The organism is Halarcobacter sp. (assembly GCF_963675975.1).
In the GTDB taxonomy this organism is placed as follows: domain Bacteria; phylum Campylobacterota; class Campylobacteria; order Campylobacterales; family Arcobacteraceae; genus Halarcobacter.
On the sequence record NZ_OY780939.1, the window covers coordinates 2,109,614 to 2,126,157 of the forward strand.

The window sequence follows — 16,544 nt, forward strand, 5'->3', positions numbered from 1 at the left end:
TAAGAGATGAGTAATGTAGAAAATGCTAGATTAAAATTTTATTGTGATGAAAATAGATGTATCTCTTGCGATGGATGTTCAGTAGCTTGTGCTGAAGCACATGAACTTCCAGCAGGGATTAATAGAAGAAAAGTAATTACTTTGAATGAGGGAATCGAAGGATTAGAGTATTCATTGTCAATTGCTTGTATGCACTGTACTGATGCACCTTGTGAACAAGTATGTCCAGTTGATTGTTTCTATGTGAGACAAGATGGAATCGTACTTCATGACAAAGAAAAATGCATCGGTTGTGCTTATTGTTTATATGCTTGTCCTTTTGGAGCACCTCAATTTCCACAAGATGGAGCTTTTGGTACAAAAGGAGCTATGGACAAATGTACAATGTGTGCTGGTGGACCACTTGAAACAAATAGTGAACATGAAAGAGAATTATATGGTCAAAATAGAATCTCTGAAGGAAAAGTTCCTGTATGTTCAGCTATGTGTTCAACAAAAGCATTATTGGTAGGTGACGCAACAGAAGTAGCTAATATTTATAGACAAAGAGTATTATCTGCTGGTCACGGACCAAAAACGAATCCTTATGGATGGTCGACAGCATACGGTTCAAAAATGTAGGGGTTGATATGAAAACAAAATATATAATTCTTGCACTAGTAACATTATCAGCGTTAGCCTTTGGGGCTAATGCAGATAGTGCAATCTGGGGTAAAGATTTGGTACCAAATATTTTAGGATATGATCAAGAAGGAACTTTACAACTTGGTAAATGGTTTACTGTTTTACAAGGTAAATATTTTTCTATTGCATTCCTAGCTATTTTATTTGGTGTTCCAGGAGTTTTCTTATTACACTATTTAGTTATCGGGCCAAAAGTTTTCTCTCATGATAGAAAGAAAATTAAGGTGTTTAATCTATTTCACAGATTAATCCACTGGATAGCTGGATTCTCATTTTTAGTGTTGATACCAACTGGTTTTGTTATGATATTTGGTACAACATTTGGTGGTGGAGAATTTGTAAGAGTTTGTAAAGAATTACACGCTATTTCAACTCCATTTTTTGCTATTGCAGTTATTCCAATGCTATTAATGTGGTTCAAAGAGATGTTACCAACAACTGATGACATCAAATGGATGATGATAATGGGTGGATATTTAAGCAAAGTAAAAAAACCAATTCCTGCCGGAAAATTTAATGCAGGACAAAAAATGTGGTTTTGGTTATGTACATTCGGTGGGATTTTAATGATTTTAACTGGTGCAGTTATGTATTTCCAAGATTTCAAAATTGATATTATTGTTCAATGGGGAATCTCACAAATTGACTTATTAAGAGGAAGTGCAATTGTTCATAATGTTATGGGGATGGCTGTAGCAGCATTATTCTTTACACACGTTTATATGTCAATGTTTGCAATTAAAGGTGCAATTCATTCTATGATTAACGGGTATAAAGAGGAAGAAGAAGTTGAAATTCTTCATAGTACATATTATAAAAAATTAAAAGAAGAAAAGAAAATATAATTTAAAATAGTCTCCCCTTTTAAGGAGACTGTTTTTTTAAGTTGCTAAAATATGCAATATTTACATATTAGAAGAAGAGAGAAAATGGATAATAGGACCTATTTAAAGAAGATTATAATAGATAAAGTAAATGGTGAAGACATCAATGAAGTGGAAGATATTACAATTGAAGAAGCAAGATTGAATGTTTTTCTAAATGGAGAGAAAGCAATCTCTATGATGTGTATACCTATTGACCAAAAGGCTCATGCAATTGGATTTTTGATGAGCGAAAATGTAATCTCTTCTATGGATGATGTAGAAGAAGTTAATATTAGTGATGATGGTTTAAGAGTTGATATTAAAGCAGCAGTTGATGAAGACTCTTTAACAAACCTATATAAAGAAAAAACATTAGTAAGTGGTTGTGGTGGTGGAGTGACTGGTAATATTGCAGGTCAAGTAGAAGTACCATTTAACCAAACTAGATTTGTGGTTAGTCCGGATACTATTAGTACGGAAGTTAAAAAATTTTATCAAGAGAGTGAACTTTATACTTTAACTGGTTGTGTTCACAAAGCAATGATATATTTAGAAGATGGAACAACAGTTACAGCAGAAGATATAGGTAGACACAATGCAATTGATAAAGTTGTTGGAAAATGTAAATTAAATAATCTTGATACTACAAAATCAGTTCTTTTTGTAAGTGGAAGACTTAGTTCTGAAATGGTAGTTAAAGCTGTGATGCATAAAGTACCTATTGTAGTTTCAAGAACAGCACCAACTCATTTAGGTGTAACAACAGCTCATAAGCATGGCCTTACATTAATAGGTTTTGCAAGGGGAAAAAAGATGAATATCTATACTCATTCAGGAAGAGTTATAGGATAAAAAATGGGAAAAATGCAAAAGAAGATTGAATTAGATGAAACTCAAAAAGAGTTGATTTTAACTAATCTTGACAATGACGGAAAACTTTCTTGTTTAAAAGCTTTTAAAGTATCTAGACTTATTGGTTTAAAACCAATTGATATGTCAGATGCTTGTAAAAGTATTGGAGTAAAAATTACAAATTGTGAATTGGGTGTTTTTGGAAAGATAAAATTTCAAGATCCTGAAACAGCAATTTATAGTAAAATTAAACAAAACTTTACTCAAGACAAAGATGTTTCTTGCAGAACTCTTTGGTATATAGCCCAAGAGAGTAGTTTAAGAAGAGTAGGTAACACTGTTAAAAACAGTGATATTGAAGTAACACATTGTCAACTTGGATGTTTTAGAGAAAGAAAGGGGAAACGTGAAATCGAAAATAAAAATTTGGATTGAAGACTCAGAAGGTAATCTTATCTTTGGTGGAGGAAAAGCACAGATTTTAGAGTTTATAGATGAAACAGGATCTATTTCAGAAGCATCAAAAAAAGTTGGGATGAACTACAAAAAAGCTTGGACACATATTAAAATATTACAAGAATACATTGATGATGAATTAGTAATAGTAAACAAAGGTAGAAGTAGCGGTGGAACTGTATTAACACCAAAAGCTAAAGAGCTTGTAGAAAACTTTAAGAAGTTTAGAAAAGAAGTAAGAGAGTTTTCTGAACAAAAATTTGAAGAACTTTTTAAAGAAAAAGATGAAGATATTATTCAATGTGTGAAAGATAATGAAAATGTATAAATTAAACTATATTCAATATCCAAAAGTTGAAGATATATCTTTTTTGGCTAATAATGCTTTAGAAACACTAAAAAACAATGATTTAGTAGAAGAAGAGATAAGCTTATTAAAAAAAGAGTTTGACTTTAGCTCTTTATATTCATTTAGATTTAGTGATGATGGTATTTTAGCTTTAATGTTAAAGTTAAAAGGAAAAATCTTAGTATCAAAAGGTGAGAGTCAAGCTATTATTGATGCAGCAATAAGATACAAAAATCTTGGTTTTGATTTAGAGTTTATATCTATTAAAAAAGATGGAACACTTGATTATGAAGAGATTAAAAAAGCCGATTATATATTTATCTCTCCTTATATTATTGATACTTATGTAAATATTGATTTTAATATAGTAAAAGAGAGAACTGATGCCGTAGTTATATCAAATATTAGTGCGATGCCATCTTTTAGAGATTGTGATGTGGCAATTTTAGATTCTTATAAACTTACAGGATATAGTTTTTCTTCAATATTACTTCACAATGATTTATTTGAGGAACAATATTTAGCTCAAATTGATACAGTTTCAATATTTGAAATAAATAAAGCAATAAAAAGATTTTCTCCAAATATAAAGTTAAAAGAGAAATTTAAAACCTTATTAGTAAATGAGTTTAAAGAAGATATACACTTCTTTGTAGATTCAGATAAAACTTTACCTTATACTTTGCATTTTGGATTAAAAAATATTAAAGCAAGGGAGATTATAAGAACTTTGGCTTTAAGTAATATATTTGTTACAAATGGGGAAGGGTGCTCTTTAGGTTTATCAAAACCTTCAAGAATAATCCAAGAGATGGGTTATGAAGAATCTGAATCAAGATGGGCTTTATCTCTTAGCTTTTTCCAAGATTTAGATGAAGATGAAATAGAAAAAATAGTAAAAATGATTTCAAAAAAATATAGACAAATAAGGATGTTAAATGATTAAACAATATTTAGATTTTGATATTGCTCTTTCAAAGGCATTAAAATATGCTAATTCTACATATTTTACTGAAATAGTCAACATTGAAGATTCTTTAGAGAGAATAATTTCAAATGATATTGTATGTGTAAAAAACTTGCCATCTTTTAATAATTCAGCAATGGATGGTTTTGCCATAAAAGCAAGTGATGCAGGTAAAACTTTAAAAGTAAAAAAAGTGATTTTTGCAGGAGATAGTGTAGAGTCTTGTTTAGAAGAAAATGAGTGTTATAAGATTATGACTGGGGCAAAAGTTCCAAGTGACGCAGATACTATTATTCCTATTGAAGATGTTGTATCTTTTGAAAATGATGAAGTAACAATCAAAAAAGAAGTTAAAAAAGGTTCATGCCTAAGAGTAAAAGGTGAAGAGAAAGCACTTGATGAAATCTTATTTAAAAAGGGTGAACAAGTAACTTCAAGTAAGATTGCAGTATTGGCAAGTCAAGGTATAACTAAAATCAAAGTATACAAAAAACTTTCAATTGCAGTTGTGTCTACAGGAAATGAATTAAAAGAACCTTGGGAATTTGCAAGTGAAGATGAGATTTATAATTGTAACTCATATGCTTTAATCTCTTTGTTAAATGAAAAAGGTTTTGATGCTACTTATACAGGTGTAGTTCCTGATAATTTGGAAGAATCAATTACTTTTGTTAAAAATTTATCATCATATGATGTTGTGATTACAACTGGTGGTATATCTATGGGAGATGCAGATTTTGTAGGACGAGCTTTTTTAGAAAATGGTTTAGAAACTATTTTCCATGGAGTAAACATAAAACCAGGGCGACCTATTATGATGGGAAAAATGAATAATACCTTTGTAATGTGTTTACCGGGTAATCCTTTAACAGCAATGGTAAATATGCATCTATTTGCACTTCCTGTTTTAAATAAAATTCAAGGAGCTAGAAATATCTATCATGATATTACACTTGCTGTTAATAAGCAAAAGTTTAATACTAAACAAGGACGAGTGAATGTAGTTCTTGGATCTTGTGATAAAGGAGAATTTAAAGTTACAAGAAACAATAAATATGGTTCAGGAATGATTACTGTTTTAGACGAGAGTAATTGTATTGTTGTCACTAATCCAGAAAGATTTGAAACAAATGAAGATGAAATGGTTGTTGTGATTAAATTTAATTGTTCTTATTTGGAAGAGCAAACAAATATATTTAATTAATTTTATTTTAGGAGAAGATTTATGTTTAAAAAGACATTAGTAACATTAGGTTTAAGTGCAGTTGTTGCATCAAGTTTATTAGCAAAAGAAAAAGTTGTAGTATTTCATGCAGGTTCTTTATCAGTTCCTTTTGCAGCTATTGAAAAAGCATTTGAAACAAAATATCCAGAATATGATGTACAAAGAGAAGCTTCAGGTTCAAGAGCAGCAGCAAGAAAAATCTCAGAAATTGGAAGAGCTGCAGATGTTATGGCTAGTGCTGATTATAAAGTAATTGATAACTTATTAATCCCAAAAGATGCAAAATTTAATGCGCAATTTGCAACAAATGAGATGGCTATTGCTTACACTCCACACTCAAAATTTGCAGATGAAATAAATGAAAAAAATTGGCCAGAAATTTTCCTAAGAGATGGTGTAAAAGTTGGTCACTCAAACCCAAATATGGATCCTTGTGGATATAGATCTGTTTTAGTTACTAAGTTAGCAGAAGATTACTACAAAATGCCAGGTTTCTATGAAAAGCTATTTGGATATGGTGAATCATATAAAGTTGGTGAAGAAAACAAAGATAAAGTAATAGTAAGACCAAAAGAGACTGACCTTTTAGGACTTATTGAAGCTAAAGCTTATGATTATCTATATATCTACAAATCAGTTGCTGAGCAACATGGTTTAAAATATATTACTTTACCAAAAGCAGTATCTTTAAAAGACAATGAAAATGCAGCTTTTTATAAAACGGCTAGTTTTAAAATTGATGGTAAAAAACCAGGTCAATTTATAACTAAAACTGGTGGAGCAATGGTTTATGGTATTACTGTTGCAGAAAATAAAAAATCTCCAACAACAAAAGATGGTGCAGTTAAATTCGTAAACTTTGTGTTATCTCCTGAAGGGCAAGAGATTATGAAGAAAAATGGTCAAGGTGTAATTTCACCTGCTATTATTACTGGTGACGCATCAATTATTGGTAAATAATGGGTTATTTAAATATTGAAAACTTATCAAGCAGAGTCGATGACTTTTTGCTTGATAATATAAATTTAAACATAGAGAAAAATGAATATTTTGTACTTTTAGGTCAAAGTGGTAGTGGGAAAACAAGACTTTTAGAAACTATTGCTGGACTTAATGATTGTGAAGGGAGTATAAAATATAAAAATGAAGAGATATCAAATCTAGCATCAGAGAAAAGAGATATTGGTTTTGTATATCAAGATTTTGCATTATTTCCTAATTTGAATGTAGAAAAAAATATAAAGTTTTCATCAAAATATAAAACAATAGAGAATGAAAAAGAGCTTTTTGAAGATATTGTAGATTTTCTAAAACTTGGACACCTTTTAAGTAGAGAAACAAGAGATTTAAGTGGTGGAGAAAAGCAAAGAGTTGCAATAGCTAGGGCCTTATATTCTAGACCAAAAATTTTACTTCTAGATGAGCCTTTAAGTGCTATTGATCCAACTTTTAGAAACTCTATTATGAAAAGTTTGAAAGATATGCATAAAAGATATGATTTGACAACTATTCATGTTACTCATAATTTTAGAGAAGCTTCATATCTTGCAGACAAAATTGCAATTATTATGGATGGTAAAGTTCAGCAAATAGGTAATGCTGAAGATGTTTTAAATCATCCTGATAATATAGATGTTGCAAAATTTTTAGGGTTTAAAAATATTTTTCCTACAACAATACTTGATTCTGAAATGAAAAAAAGATTTTTCAGTATAGATCCAAATACAATTTTGGTTTCAAAAGATAAAGATTTAAATACTGAATATGTATTTGATGCTGAAATTGAAGAGTGTATGGGAGTTGTTGATCATTATAAACTTTTTGTAAATGTTCTTGGTCATCAATTTTTTATAAAGATTTTAAAAAGAGATTATGAAGGTTGCTACTCAAATAGTGGCAAAATAATTAAAATAGGATTCAATAAAAAGGATATAAGTTTTATATGAGAAGTAAATCGTTTAATGTAACTTTGATTGTATTAGGTTTTATTATTGTTTTTTTCCTAAGTGTTCCTATTTTAAAAATGTTTTTGGGAGTTGGAAGTGAAAAGCTTTTGGAAACTATAAAAGATGCGGAAGTTTTAGATTCAATTTGGCTTACTATGAAAGTATCAGCTTGGGCAATGATTTTTGTATTATTTACTGGTTTACCTTTGGCATATTTAATAGCTAGATATGATTTTTATGGAAGAAGCTTTATAGAAGCTTTAGTTGATATTCCTATTATGATTCCACATACTGCTGCTGGTATTGCTTTGTTAACTACATTTAATGATACTTTGCTAGGAGATTTTTTTAAATTTTTTGGTATTGAGTTTGTAGGAACAGAATATGGAATTATGATAGCGATGATGTTTTTATCTGCACCTTTTTTAATTAATTCAGCAAAAGATGGCTTTAGAAAGGTTGATGTTAAGTTAGAAAAAGTAGCTAGAACATTGGGAGCTAATCCAATATCTGTATTTTTTAGAATAACTATTCCAAATGCTAAAAAGGACATTATAAATGGTGCTTTAATGATGTGGAGTAGGGGACTTGGTGAGTTTGGAGCGGTTGTTATTTTAGTTTATCATCCAATGACTACACCTGTTCTTATTTTTGATAGATTTAACTCTTATGGATTAAGCTTTTCAGCACCAGTTGCAGCTGTAATAATAGCATTTTCTGTAGTTGTATTTTTAATAGTTAGATTTATTACAGGAAAATTAAAATAAATATATTTTGTAAAGGAGAAAATAATTTAGAAAGTATAGTAGTATAGTTAAGGTGTTGCCTTTTGGCAATTATTAAAGTATAAAAATAATTTTATTTAGGAGAAAAAAATGATTAAAAAAACATTAGTAACATTAGGATTAAGTGCTGTATTAGCATCAAGTATTTTTGCAGATGATTTAATGATGGCAACTACAACAAGTACAGACAACACTGGTCTTTTAGATTATTTAGCACCAAAATTTCAAAAAGATACTGGAACAACTTTAAAATGGGTTGCAACAGGAACAGGAAAAGCACTAAAAATGGGTGGAAATTGTGATGTTGATATCCTTTTTGTACACGCTCCAGCAAGTGAGAAAAAGTTTGTAGGAACTGGTTATGGTGTAAACAGAAAACAAGTTATGTATAATGATTTTGTTATTGTTGGACCTAAAAAAGATCCTGCAAGTGTAGCTGGTATGACTCCAAGTGCAGCATTAAAACAAATTGGAGAAAAAGAAGCTAACTTCTTCTCAAGAGGTGATAACTCAGGAACTAACAAAAAAGAGATCTCTTTATGGAAAAGTGCAATTGAAAAAGCTCCAGAAAAAGATGCTTGGTATGTTCAAACTGGTCAAGGTATGTTAAGAACAATTAATATGGCAGCAGAAAAAGATGGTTATACTATGACAGATAGAGGAACTTGGATTAAATACCAATCACAAAAAGGTGATGAGAATACTATGAAAATTGTAGTTGAAGGTGATAAATCTTTATTTAATCAATACTCAGTTATTACAATCAATAAAGAAAAATGTTCAAATGTTAAACCTGAATTAGCAACAAAATTTACAAACTGGATTGTAAGTCCTGAGACTCAAAAATTTATTGCTGATTTTAGATTATTAGATAAAGCATTATTTATTCCAAACGCAGATAAATAAGGGATATAAAAAAGTATGAATCTATTTACCGATGGTTTCAATGAAGCGATAAAATTACTTGCATCAGGTGATGATAGTGTTTATTCAGCTATTTCTACAACTCTTGTAGTTTCATCTTGGTCATTGTTAATTAGTTTATTAATAGGGCTTCCTTTAGGATTTTTTCTGGGATATTATAATTTCCCTGGAAAATCTATAATAAGAACTATAGTAGATACATTGTTAGCATTGCCCACTGTTGTAATTGGGCTAATAGCTTATACAATGTTATCGCAAGTTGGACCTTTTGGTAGTTTTGGTTTACTTTTTACCCAAAAAGCAATAATAATAGGTCAGATTGTTTTAGGTTTGCCTATTATTATTGCATTAACAGCAACACAAGTTGAATCAGTAGATAAAAGACTTTATATATCTTTAAAAGGTTTAGGAGCAAGCTCAAAACAAATATTAACAGCAACTTTAATTGAAGCAAGATTTGGTCTTATGACAGCAGCAATGACTGCTTATGGAAGAATTATGACAGAGATTGGTATTTCAATGATGGTTGGAGGAAATATCAAATATCATACTAGAACAATTACAACAGCAATTGCCCTTGAAACAGGGAAAGGGGAATTTGTTACTGGAATTGCTTTAGGATTAGTTTTAATTACAATTGCACTTATGATAAATATATCTTTATCAATACTTAGAAGAAAATGGAATCAATAATGAGTATTTTATATGAATTAAATAATGTACAACAGTATTATGATGGAAGAAAAGTACTAAGTATTGATAAACTTATATTGGAAGATAATCAAATCATAGGTTTCTTTGGTCCAAATGGAAGTGGTAAATCTACACTATTTTCTTTATTGTCTTTTATGCAAAAACAATCAAATGGGCAGATATTATTTAATGGTTTAGATGAAAAAAATATTAGCCATGATATTAGGCAAAGTATCGTTATGGTTCCTCAAAATCCATATTTATTAAAAAGAACAGTTTTTGATAATATTGTTTATGGTCTAAAAATTAGAAATGAGCAAAATAATTTAGAAGACAAAGTAAATGAGGCTTTGGCATTAGTTGGATTAGATAAATCTTTTTTAAAAAGAAAATGGAGCCAGCTTTCAGGTGGAGAAGCTCAAAGAGTTGCTTTAGCTGCAAGATTAATACTAAAACCAAAAGTATTGATTTTAGATGAGCCTACAACAGGAGTTGATACAAACTCTGCCCAACTTATAAAAGAAGCAATTCTTGGTGCAAAACAAAAATGGAATACAACTATTTTAATATCTAGCCATGATCATAACTGGTTAAATCATATTTGTGATAAAAAGATTGCGCTATTTCAAGGACATTTGATTGATAGTGGAAGTGTAAATTTATTATTTGCACCTTGGGATAAAAATGATGAAGGTAATCTTGTAAAATATTTTACTGATGGACAAAAATTAGAAATCTTAAATAGCAAATCTAAAAAAAGAGATTCTGTTGCAATGATTGATTCAGATAATATTGATATTTGTAGAGTTAATTGTGAAGATATGGTAAACAACACTAGTTTAAAAGCGATTGTAACTTCAATACAACAACAAAATTCAAAAGAACATCTTCTAGTACAACTTAATATTTCTGATATAAGTTTTAATTGTAGAGTAACAAGAGAATTGATGCAAGAACAAAGATTTCTTCCTGGAGATGATATATTTGTTAATATTGATACAGAAAATATAAAATGGATTTAGTTTTTTATACTAGTTATTTATTTAAAAAACTGTACAATTGTAAAAATAATTTAACCTAAAAGGGGAACATATGTTTGTAAAGTTAAATGAAAGAGTTTATCTTAATATGGCAAAAATTACTAGAACAAAAATTGACCATGTTGAAGATGGAATTAGAGTAAGATTTTATGAAGGTCAAGACCAAGTTGCTAAATCTAAAAGATTTAAAACTATCGAAGAAGCTGAGAGTTGGCTAGAAGATTTAATTTCAAAAATAAAATAAAAGTATTGTTATGTCAAAAAATAAAAAAACAGTTTTTTTAAAATCAGATAAGATAGGTGAGGGTGAATTAGGTTCAATTTTGATTAATGGTTTTTTAAAAGCTATGACAGAACAAGAAAATCTACCAGAAAAAATTATTTGTGTAAATAGTGCAGTTTTATTAACAACTGCAGATGATGAAAATGAAGTATTAAACAGTTTAAAAATACTTGAACAAAAAGGTGTACAGATTTTATCTTGTGGTACTTGTTTAGATTACTATAATTTAAGAGATGAATTAAAAGTTGGTATTCCTGGAAATGCAATTGATACTGTAAACACTCTTTTAAATGAAGAGGTTGTAAGTTTTTAGAGAGTATAGTTTTTAACTATACTCTTCTGTTAATTTATTATAAAAATTAACATATTTTGTGTCACCTGTATCTCTAGCTTTCATAGCTGGTCTTGGGTGTTCATTTAATTTTCCTGTAATCATATAAGGAACTGAATATCCCCAATCAAGCTCTTTTTCAAGAGGAGTAATATATTCTTCTATAAATTTTAATACAGGTGTTAATTTATATTTTGGATTTTTAAGAAATCCAACTAAAAGTTCCATAGGACAGTTTCCTGCACCTCTACCTAAACCTGATACTGTTACATCTAAATAACTTGTACCATAAATCATAGCTTCAAGTGTATTTGCATATGCCAGTTGTAGATTATTGTGTGCATGGATTCCAACTTTTTTCCCTGATTTATCAGCAAAAGAAAGATATTTTTCTGTTAATTTATTGATTTGCTCTGGATAAAATGAACCAAAACTATCTGCTATATAAATTACATCAACATTTGATTGTTCAACTTGTGCTAATACTTGGTCTAATTCATCATCAAAAGATTTTGAAATAGCCATTATATTACATGTAGTTTCATAACCTTTTGCATGAAAATCTTCAATTAGTTCAAGTGCTTCAGGTAACTGATGAATATATGTAGCAACTCTAATCATATCAACTACACTTTCACTTCTAGGAGGAATCTCTTCTTTTATTGTTCTTCCAACATCAGCCATAACAGCAATTTTTAAATCAGTATCATTGTCTCCAACTATTCTTCTTAAATCTGTTTCTTTACAAAAATTCCAACAACCATATTCATCTTCACTCATAACAGTTGGAGAAACATTTTTCCCAATCTCCATATAATCAATTCCAGCAGCAACACACATCTCATATTGTGCTTTTACAAACTCATCGCTAAAGTGGTAATTATTAACAAGACCCCCGTCTCTAATAGTACAGTCGAAAACTTTTAAGTCTTCTCTTACTGTAAATATTGAACCCTTTTTTTCTAACATCTTCTTCCCTAGTTTAATTTTGTTTTTTAATAATATCAAAAAAGGATAAAATTTGAGATTAATATAATTTAACCTCTTCTTTTTTCTTTTCCATGATAGTTAGTGTTATTGGGATTATCTCTTATTTTAAGAGTTTCTTTTCCTTCAAATTGAGATTTAGATATTAAGTCAACATTTTTATTTGCTATATTATTCATTTGCATTGATATATTTTTTACATCATCTGCTATTGAGGCATTTTTTTGAGTCAACGAATCTATTTGAGAAAGAGTGCTGCTAATTAACATAATTTCATCTTTTTGTTCTTTTGAAACTTCTACAACTTGAGTTATTAATTTATCTGTTTCATTTATATTTGTGTTTAAATTATTGTATTCATTTATCATTCCAGCTGCTGCATTTTTACCCATATGAGCTTTTTGAGATGAGTTTTCAACTAAAACTTTTATATCTTTTGCTGCTTGTGCACTTTTGTTGGCTAAATTTCTTACTTCTTGTGCAACAATAGAAAATCCTTTACCTGCTTCACCTGCTGTTGCAGCTTCAACTGCTGCATTTAATGACAAAATGTTTGTTTGAAATGCAATTTGATCTATTATACTTATGGCATCTTGTACTGCTTTAGTGGATTCATTTATATCATCTATTGATTTTACTGTTTGTGAAGCTAAATCCATCCCTTTTGCAATAGATTCTTTTACAGTATGGGCATAATTTGACATTTTTATTACTAATTCTGTATTACTTGAAGTTGAATTACTAATCTCTTCAGAAGTAGCAGATACCTCTTCCAATGACGCAACTTGTTGAGTAGTTGATGTTGAAAGTTGTGTAGAGTTTTCTAGTAATCTTGCAGATTCTTTTTGTAAAACAAGACTAGTTCTATAAGTTGTTTTAAGTTGCTCTGTAATCTCTTCTTTTAGTGAGTTAATACCTAAAGTCAGTTTTTTTAAATCACCACCTCTAAACATATTTTCATCTATTGAGTTTAAAAAGTTTTGATTTGCATACTCTTCTAATCTTTCATCTACTACTTGTAAAGATTTTTGCAGTTTTTCAGACATTGTGTTAATTGATTTTGCTATATAGTTTAATTTGTTATTTGATGTTGTTTTTGTTATTCTATCTTCTGTAAAACCATCTGAAAGTTTTTCTGTACAAAGCATTATTTCACCATAAATTAATAAGTCTTCATTTTGTTTAGCTTGAATAAGTTCAGAAATTTTTAATATCTTGTTCATTAACAAATAATTTTTTTTTCTACAAGTATTATTTTGTTCGTTAATTTTATTTAAATCATCGTTTATATACATCTCTATTTTGTCTAAGGCTTCTAAAAGTGAATCTTGATCATTATTTTTAATTGAAAACATTTTCTGCCTTAAGAAGTTTATTATATAAGTTTTGTGCTAATAGCTTTTCTTCATCTGTAGGTCTTACCCTAACAGAGATATATCTTTTATTGCCCAATCCATCTTCTGAAGAAAACACTGTAGCATTTACCCAATAGTAGTCTCCATCTTTTGTTTTATTTTTTACTATACCGTTCCAAGTCATGTTTTTTTCTACTGTGCTCCATAAATCTTTAAATGCCTCTTTAGGCATATCATTATGTCTTACCATGTTATGTGGATTTCCTATTAGTTCATCTTTTGTATATCCAGAGATTTTACAAAAATCTTCATTTGCGTAGATGATTATTCCTTTTTTATTAGTTTCTGAAACAATCATTGTTTTCTTATCTAATAATATTTCTTTGCTCAATTTAAACCTTTTTTATTGTGAAAATAATTTTTAAGGCTGGAAATATATCTTAAAAAAATATTATTATGGTTACAAAATAATTTTAATATGATTATTTTTATTATAATTTAAGTTTAACTCTATAATTATATAAAATATTAATATTTATTATAATACATAGTTATTTTTTATTTAGTTACATATTAATCATTTCTAAGATATAATATCTATATGCAAGAGATATTTAAAAAATTAGATTTATTAGATTATATAGATTCTTTTTCTAAACTATTAGCTAGAGAAAAATCTATAATTATGGAAGGTGATATAAACCTTCATTTTAGACTTATTAATGAGTTATCAAACTTTGATTTAAAAGAACCACCTAAAGTAGCAAATTTAGATAATGCTTTATTACATATACAAAAACAAGGTGTTCTTAAAATATATGAGATATATGAGTTTATAAAGATTATTGATTATTTCAATTATTTAAAAAAATTTAACTTTGAAGGAAAACTTGCTGAATGGATTGATAGAATTATTATTCCAGCAGAAGTTTTAAATATATGTAACTATTTTGATGAAAAATCAAACTTGAAGTCTGGTATAAACGAAGATTATGATGCTATTGGTGAAGCAATCTACAGAAATAAGCAAGAGATAAAACAAAGTTTATATAAAATCATAAACTCAACAAAACTAAGAAGTTATTTAGTTGATTCACAAGTTCATTATATAAATCAAGAAGAGTGTATATTAGTTAGAGGTGGTTTTAATCATATTCTAAAAGCAACAGTAATAAACAGATCAAACTCTGGATTCTTTTATGTTGTGCCTCATAGTGTTAGTGCTTTAAAACAAAAACAAAGTGATTTGATAAATAAGCAAGAAGAGATTTTATTAAAAGTTTGTAAAGAGGTTAGTTCTTTATTTGAAAAGAATTTAATGTTTTTAAAATTTATAAATAAAGAGTTTGACAGGTTTGACCATTATCAAGCAAGATTGTTTTTCGCTAAAATTGGTGATAAGAACTTTATTTTACCAAACAAAAAAGGTAAAAATAAACTTGTAGAGTTTAGGCATCCGGCATTACATGATCCAAAAGCAATAACAATTGATTTTTCTAAATCAGTTGTTATGATTACAGGGGTAAATGCAGGTGGTAAAACTATGATGCTAAAATCTATTTTATCAGCAACCCTTTTATCAAAATACTTACTTCCATATTATGCAAATAAAAATACTGAAGTTGGTACATTTAAAGAGATTACAGCTGTATTAGATGACCCTCAAAGTGTTAAAAATGATATTTCAACCTTTGCTGGACGTATGGTTGAGTTTTCTAAACTTTTCTCTTCAAAAAGTGCTATTGTTGGTGTTGATGAGATTGAGTTAGGAACAGATTCTGATGAAGCAGCTTCATTATTTAAGGTTATTATTGAAGAGTTGATACAAAAAGATATTAAAATCATCATAACAACTCACCACAAAAGATTGGCTTCTTTAATGGCAGCAAATGATGATGTAGAGTTAATAGCAGCACTTTATGATGAAGAAAACCAAAAACCAACATATGATTTTTTACAAGGAACTATTGGTAAATCTTATGCTTTTGAAACTGCAAGTAGATATGGTATTCCACATAATGTAATTAAAAAAGCTAAAGTTGTTTATGGTGAAGATAAAGATAAACTAAATGAACTTATTGAAAGAAGTAGTGCTTTAGAGATTGAATATAAGAAAAAGATTGAAAAACTTGAACATGAAATTTCAGAATATGAAAGACTAAATAGAAATATAAAAGAGCAAAAAGAGTCTTTAGATGAATTGATTTTTGAAGAAAAATCTAAACTTCATAAAGAGTACAAAGATGCAAGAAATGAAGCAAAAAAAGCTATTAAAGCAAAAATTGCCGAAGGTCATCAACACCTAAATATCGCCCATGAAAAAGCAAAATCAATAAAAACACAAAAAGTACAAGAGATAGAGCAAGATTTAAAAGTAGGGGATAGAGTAAAATACAGAAGTTCAAAAGGTGAGATTGTTTCTATAAAGGGTAAAAAAGCATTTATAGAAAATGATGCTGGTATGAAAATGCAAGTATTATTATCTGATTTAAAAAGAAGTGGAAATATACCTAAACCAAAACAAAAATCATCAGTAACTGTTCAAAAACCTAGTACTGGACATGTAAAATTAGATCTTCATGGCCAAAGAGCTGATGAAGCAATTGAAAATTTAGATAAATTTATTTCAGATGCATTAATAGCAGGTTTTGATGAAGTTTTAGTTTATCATGGAATTGGTACTGGAAAACTATCATTTGCTGTAAAACAGTTTTTAGATAAACATCCAAAAATCAAAAGATACACTGATGCTCATCCAAGTCAAGGTGGTTTTGGTGCAAAGGTAATTCAACTGTAAAGGC

Annotated in this window: 19 protein-coding genes; 16 read left to right on the forward strand and 3 right to left on the reverse strand. The window is 28.8% G+C overall.

The window, feature by feature from the left end; translation table 11 throughout:
• Positions 1–6: 6 nt before the first annotated feature.
• From fdh3B to yedF, 15 genes are all read left to right on the forward strand, one after another.
• Positions 7–621: a formate dehydrogenase FDH3 subunit beta gene (gene fdh3B, locus ACKU3H_RS10285; protein ID WP_320033764.1), complete on the forward strand. Its 615-nt coding sequence runs from the start codon at positions 7–9 to the stop codon at positions 619–621.
• 8 nt (positions 622–629) lie between these two features.
• Entirely contained in the window at positions 630–1,529 is a 900-nt protein-coding gene (locus ACKU3H_RS10290) for a formate dehydrogenase subunit gamma (protein ID WP_320033765.1), read from the forward strand.
• 51 nt (positions 1,530–1,580) lie between these two features.
• A complete protein-coding gene (fdhD, locus tag ACKU3H_RS10295; protein WP_320033766.1) occupies positions 1,581–2,402 on the forward strand; it encodes a formate dehydrogenase accessory sulfurtransferase FdhD in 822 nt (273 codons plus the stop codon).
• A gap of 3 nt (positions 2,403–2,405) precedes the next feature.
• Positions 2,406–2,837, forward strand: a complete 432-nt coding sequence (locus ACKU3H_RS10300; RefSeq protein ID WP_320033767.1) for a ModE family transcriptional regulator — start codon at positions 2,406–2,408, stop codon at positions 2,835–2,837.
• Positions 2,809–3,186, forward strand: a complete 378-nt coding sequence (locus tag ACKU3H_RS10305) for a LysR family transcriptional regulator (RefSeq protein WP_320033768.1) — start codon at positions 2,809–2,811, stop codon at positions 3,184–3,186. Before ACKU3H_RS10300 ends, ACKU3H_RS10305 begins: the two co-directional genes overlap by 29 nt.
• Complete coding sequence (locus tag ACKU3H_RS10310; protein ID WP_320033769.1) at positions 3,179–4,153, forward strand: cysteine desulfurase; 975 nt, start codon at positions 3,179–3,181, stop codon at positions 4,151–4,153. Before ACKU3H_RS10305 ends, ACKU3H_RS10310 begins: the two co-directional genes overlap by 8 nt.
• Positions 4,146–5,378, forward strand: coding sequence for a molybdopterin molybdotransferase MoeA (locus ACKU3H_RS10315; RefSeq protein WP_320033770.1), 1,233 nt, complete (start codon positions 4,146–4,148; stop codon positions 5,376–5,378). The genes ACKU3H_RS10310 and ACKU3H_RS10315 overlap by 8 nt, the downstream gene beginning before the upstream one ends.
• Before the next feature lie 21 nt (positions 5,379–5,399).
• The gene (wtpA, locus tag ACKU3H_RS10320) at positions 5,400–6,359 is read left to right on the forward strand and encodes a tungstate ABC transporter substrate-binding protein WtpA (protein WP_320033771.1); all 960 of its coding nucleotides are present in this window, start codon (positions 5,400–5,402) and stop codon (positions 6,357–6,359) included.
• Complete coding sequence (locus tag ACKU3H_RS10325) at positions 6,359–7,345, forward strand: ATP-binding cassette domain-containing protein (protein ID WP_320033772.1); 987 nt, start codon at positions 6,359–6,361, stop codon at positions 7,343–7,345. Before wtpA ends, ACKU3H_RS10325 begins: the two co-directional genes overlap by 1 nt.
• Positions 7,342–8,112, forward strand: a complete 771-nt coding sequence (locus tag ACKU3H_RS10330; protein WP_320033773.1) for an ABC transporter permease — start codon at positions 7,342–7,344, stop codon at positions 8,110–8,112. Before ACKU3H_RS10325 ends, ACKU3H_RS10330 begins: the two co-directional genes overlap by 4 nt.
• A gap of 108 nt (positions 8,113–8,220) precedes the next feature.
• On the forward strand, positions 8,221–9,036 hold the full coding sequence (locus ACKU3H_RS10335; RefSeq protein WP_320033774.1) for a substrate-binding domain-containing protein: 816 nt from the start codon (positions 8,221–8,223) through the stop codon (positions 9,034–9,036).
• A 15-nt stretch (positions 9,037–9,051) separates the two neighbouring features.
• Positions 9,052–9,747 carry an ABC transporter permease gene (locus ACKU3H_RS10340; RefSeq protein WP_320033775.1) on the forward strand — a complete coding sequence of 232 codons (696 nt, stop codon included), beginning with the start codon at positions 9,052–9,054 and terminating at the stop codon, positions 9,745–9,747.
• Positions 9,747–10,769 (forward strand): energy-coupling factor ABC transporter ATP-binding protein, encoded by a 1,023-nt coding sequence (locus ACKU3H_RS10345; RefSeq protein ID WP_320033776.1) that lies wholly within the window; start codon positions 9,747–9,749, stop codon positions 10,767–10,769. The genes ACKU3H_RS10340 and ACKU3H_RS10345 overlap by 1 nt, the downstream gene beginning before the upstream one ends.
• 70 nt (positions 10,770–10,839) lie before the next feature.
• A complete protein-coding gene (locus ACKU3H_RS10350) occupies positions 10,840–11,031 on the forward strand; it encodes a sodium-dependent tyrosine transporter (protein WP_320033777.1) in 192 nt (63 codons plus the stop codon).
• 10 nt (positions 11,032–11,041) lie between these two features.
• Positions 11,042–11,383, forward strand: coding sequence for a sulfurtransferase-like selenium metabolism protein YedF (yedF, locus tag ACKU3H_RS10355; RefSeq protein ID WP_320033778.1), 342 nt, complete (start codon positions 11,042–11,044; stop codon positions 11,381–11,383).
• A 12-nt stretch (positions 11,384–11,395) separates the two neighbouring features.
• Here the strand turns inward: yedF and ACKU3H_RS10360 are convergent, their stop codons facing one another.
• From ACKU3H_RS10360 to ACKU3H_RS10370, 3 genes are all read right to left on the reverse strand, one after another.
• Entirely contained in the window at positions 11,396–12,370 is a 975-nt protein-coding gene (locus ACKU3H_RS10360) for an aldolase catalytic domain-containing protein (protein ID WP_320033779.1), read from the reverse strand.
• A 68-nt stretch (positions 12,371–12,438) separates the two neighbouring features.
• Positions 12,439–13,743, reverse strand: a complete 1,305-nt coding sequence (locus ACKU3H_RS10365) for a methyl-accepting chemotaxis protein (protein ID WP_320033780.1) — start codon at positions 13,741–13,743, stop codon at positions 12,439–12,441.
• Positions 13,730–14,134, reverse strand: coding sequence for a PAS domain-containing protein (locus ACKU3H_RS10370; RefSeq protein WP_320033781.1), 405 nt, complete (start codon positions 14,132–14,134; stop codon positions 13,730–13,732). The genes ACKU3H_RS10365 and ACKU3H_RS10370 overlap by 14 nt, the downstream gene beginning before the upstream one ends.
• A gap of 210 nt (positions 14,135–14,344) precedes the next feature.
• Between ACKU3H_RS10370 and ACKU3H_RS10375 the strand changes: the two genes are divergently transcribed.
• The gene (locus tag ACKU3H_RS10375) at positions 14,345–16,540 is read left to right on the forward strand and encodes an endonuclease MutS2 (protein ID WP_320033782.1); all 2,196 of its coding nucleotides are present in this window, start codon (positions 14,345–14,347) and stop codon (positions 16,538–16,540) included.
• Positions 16,541–16,544 lie beyond the last annotated feature (4 nt).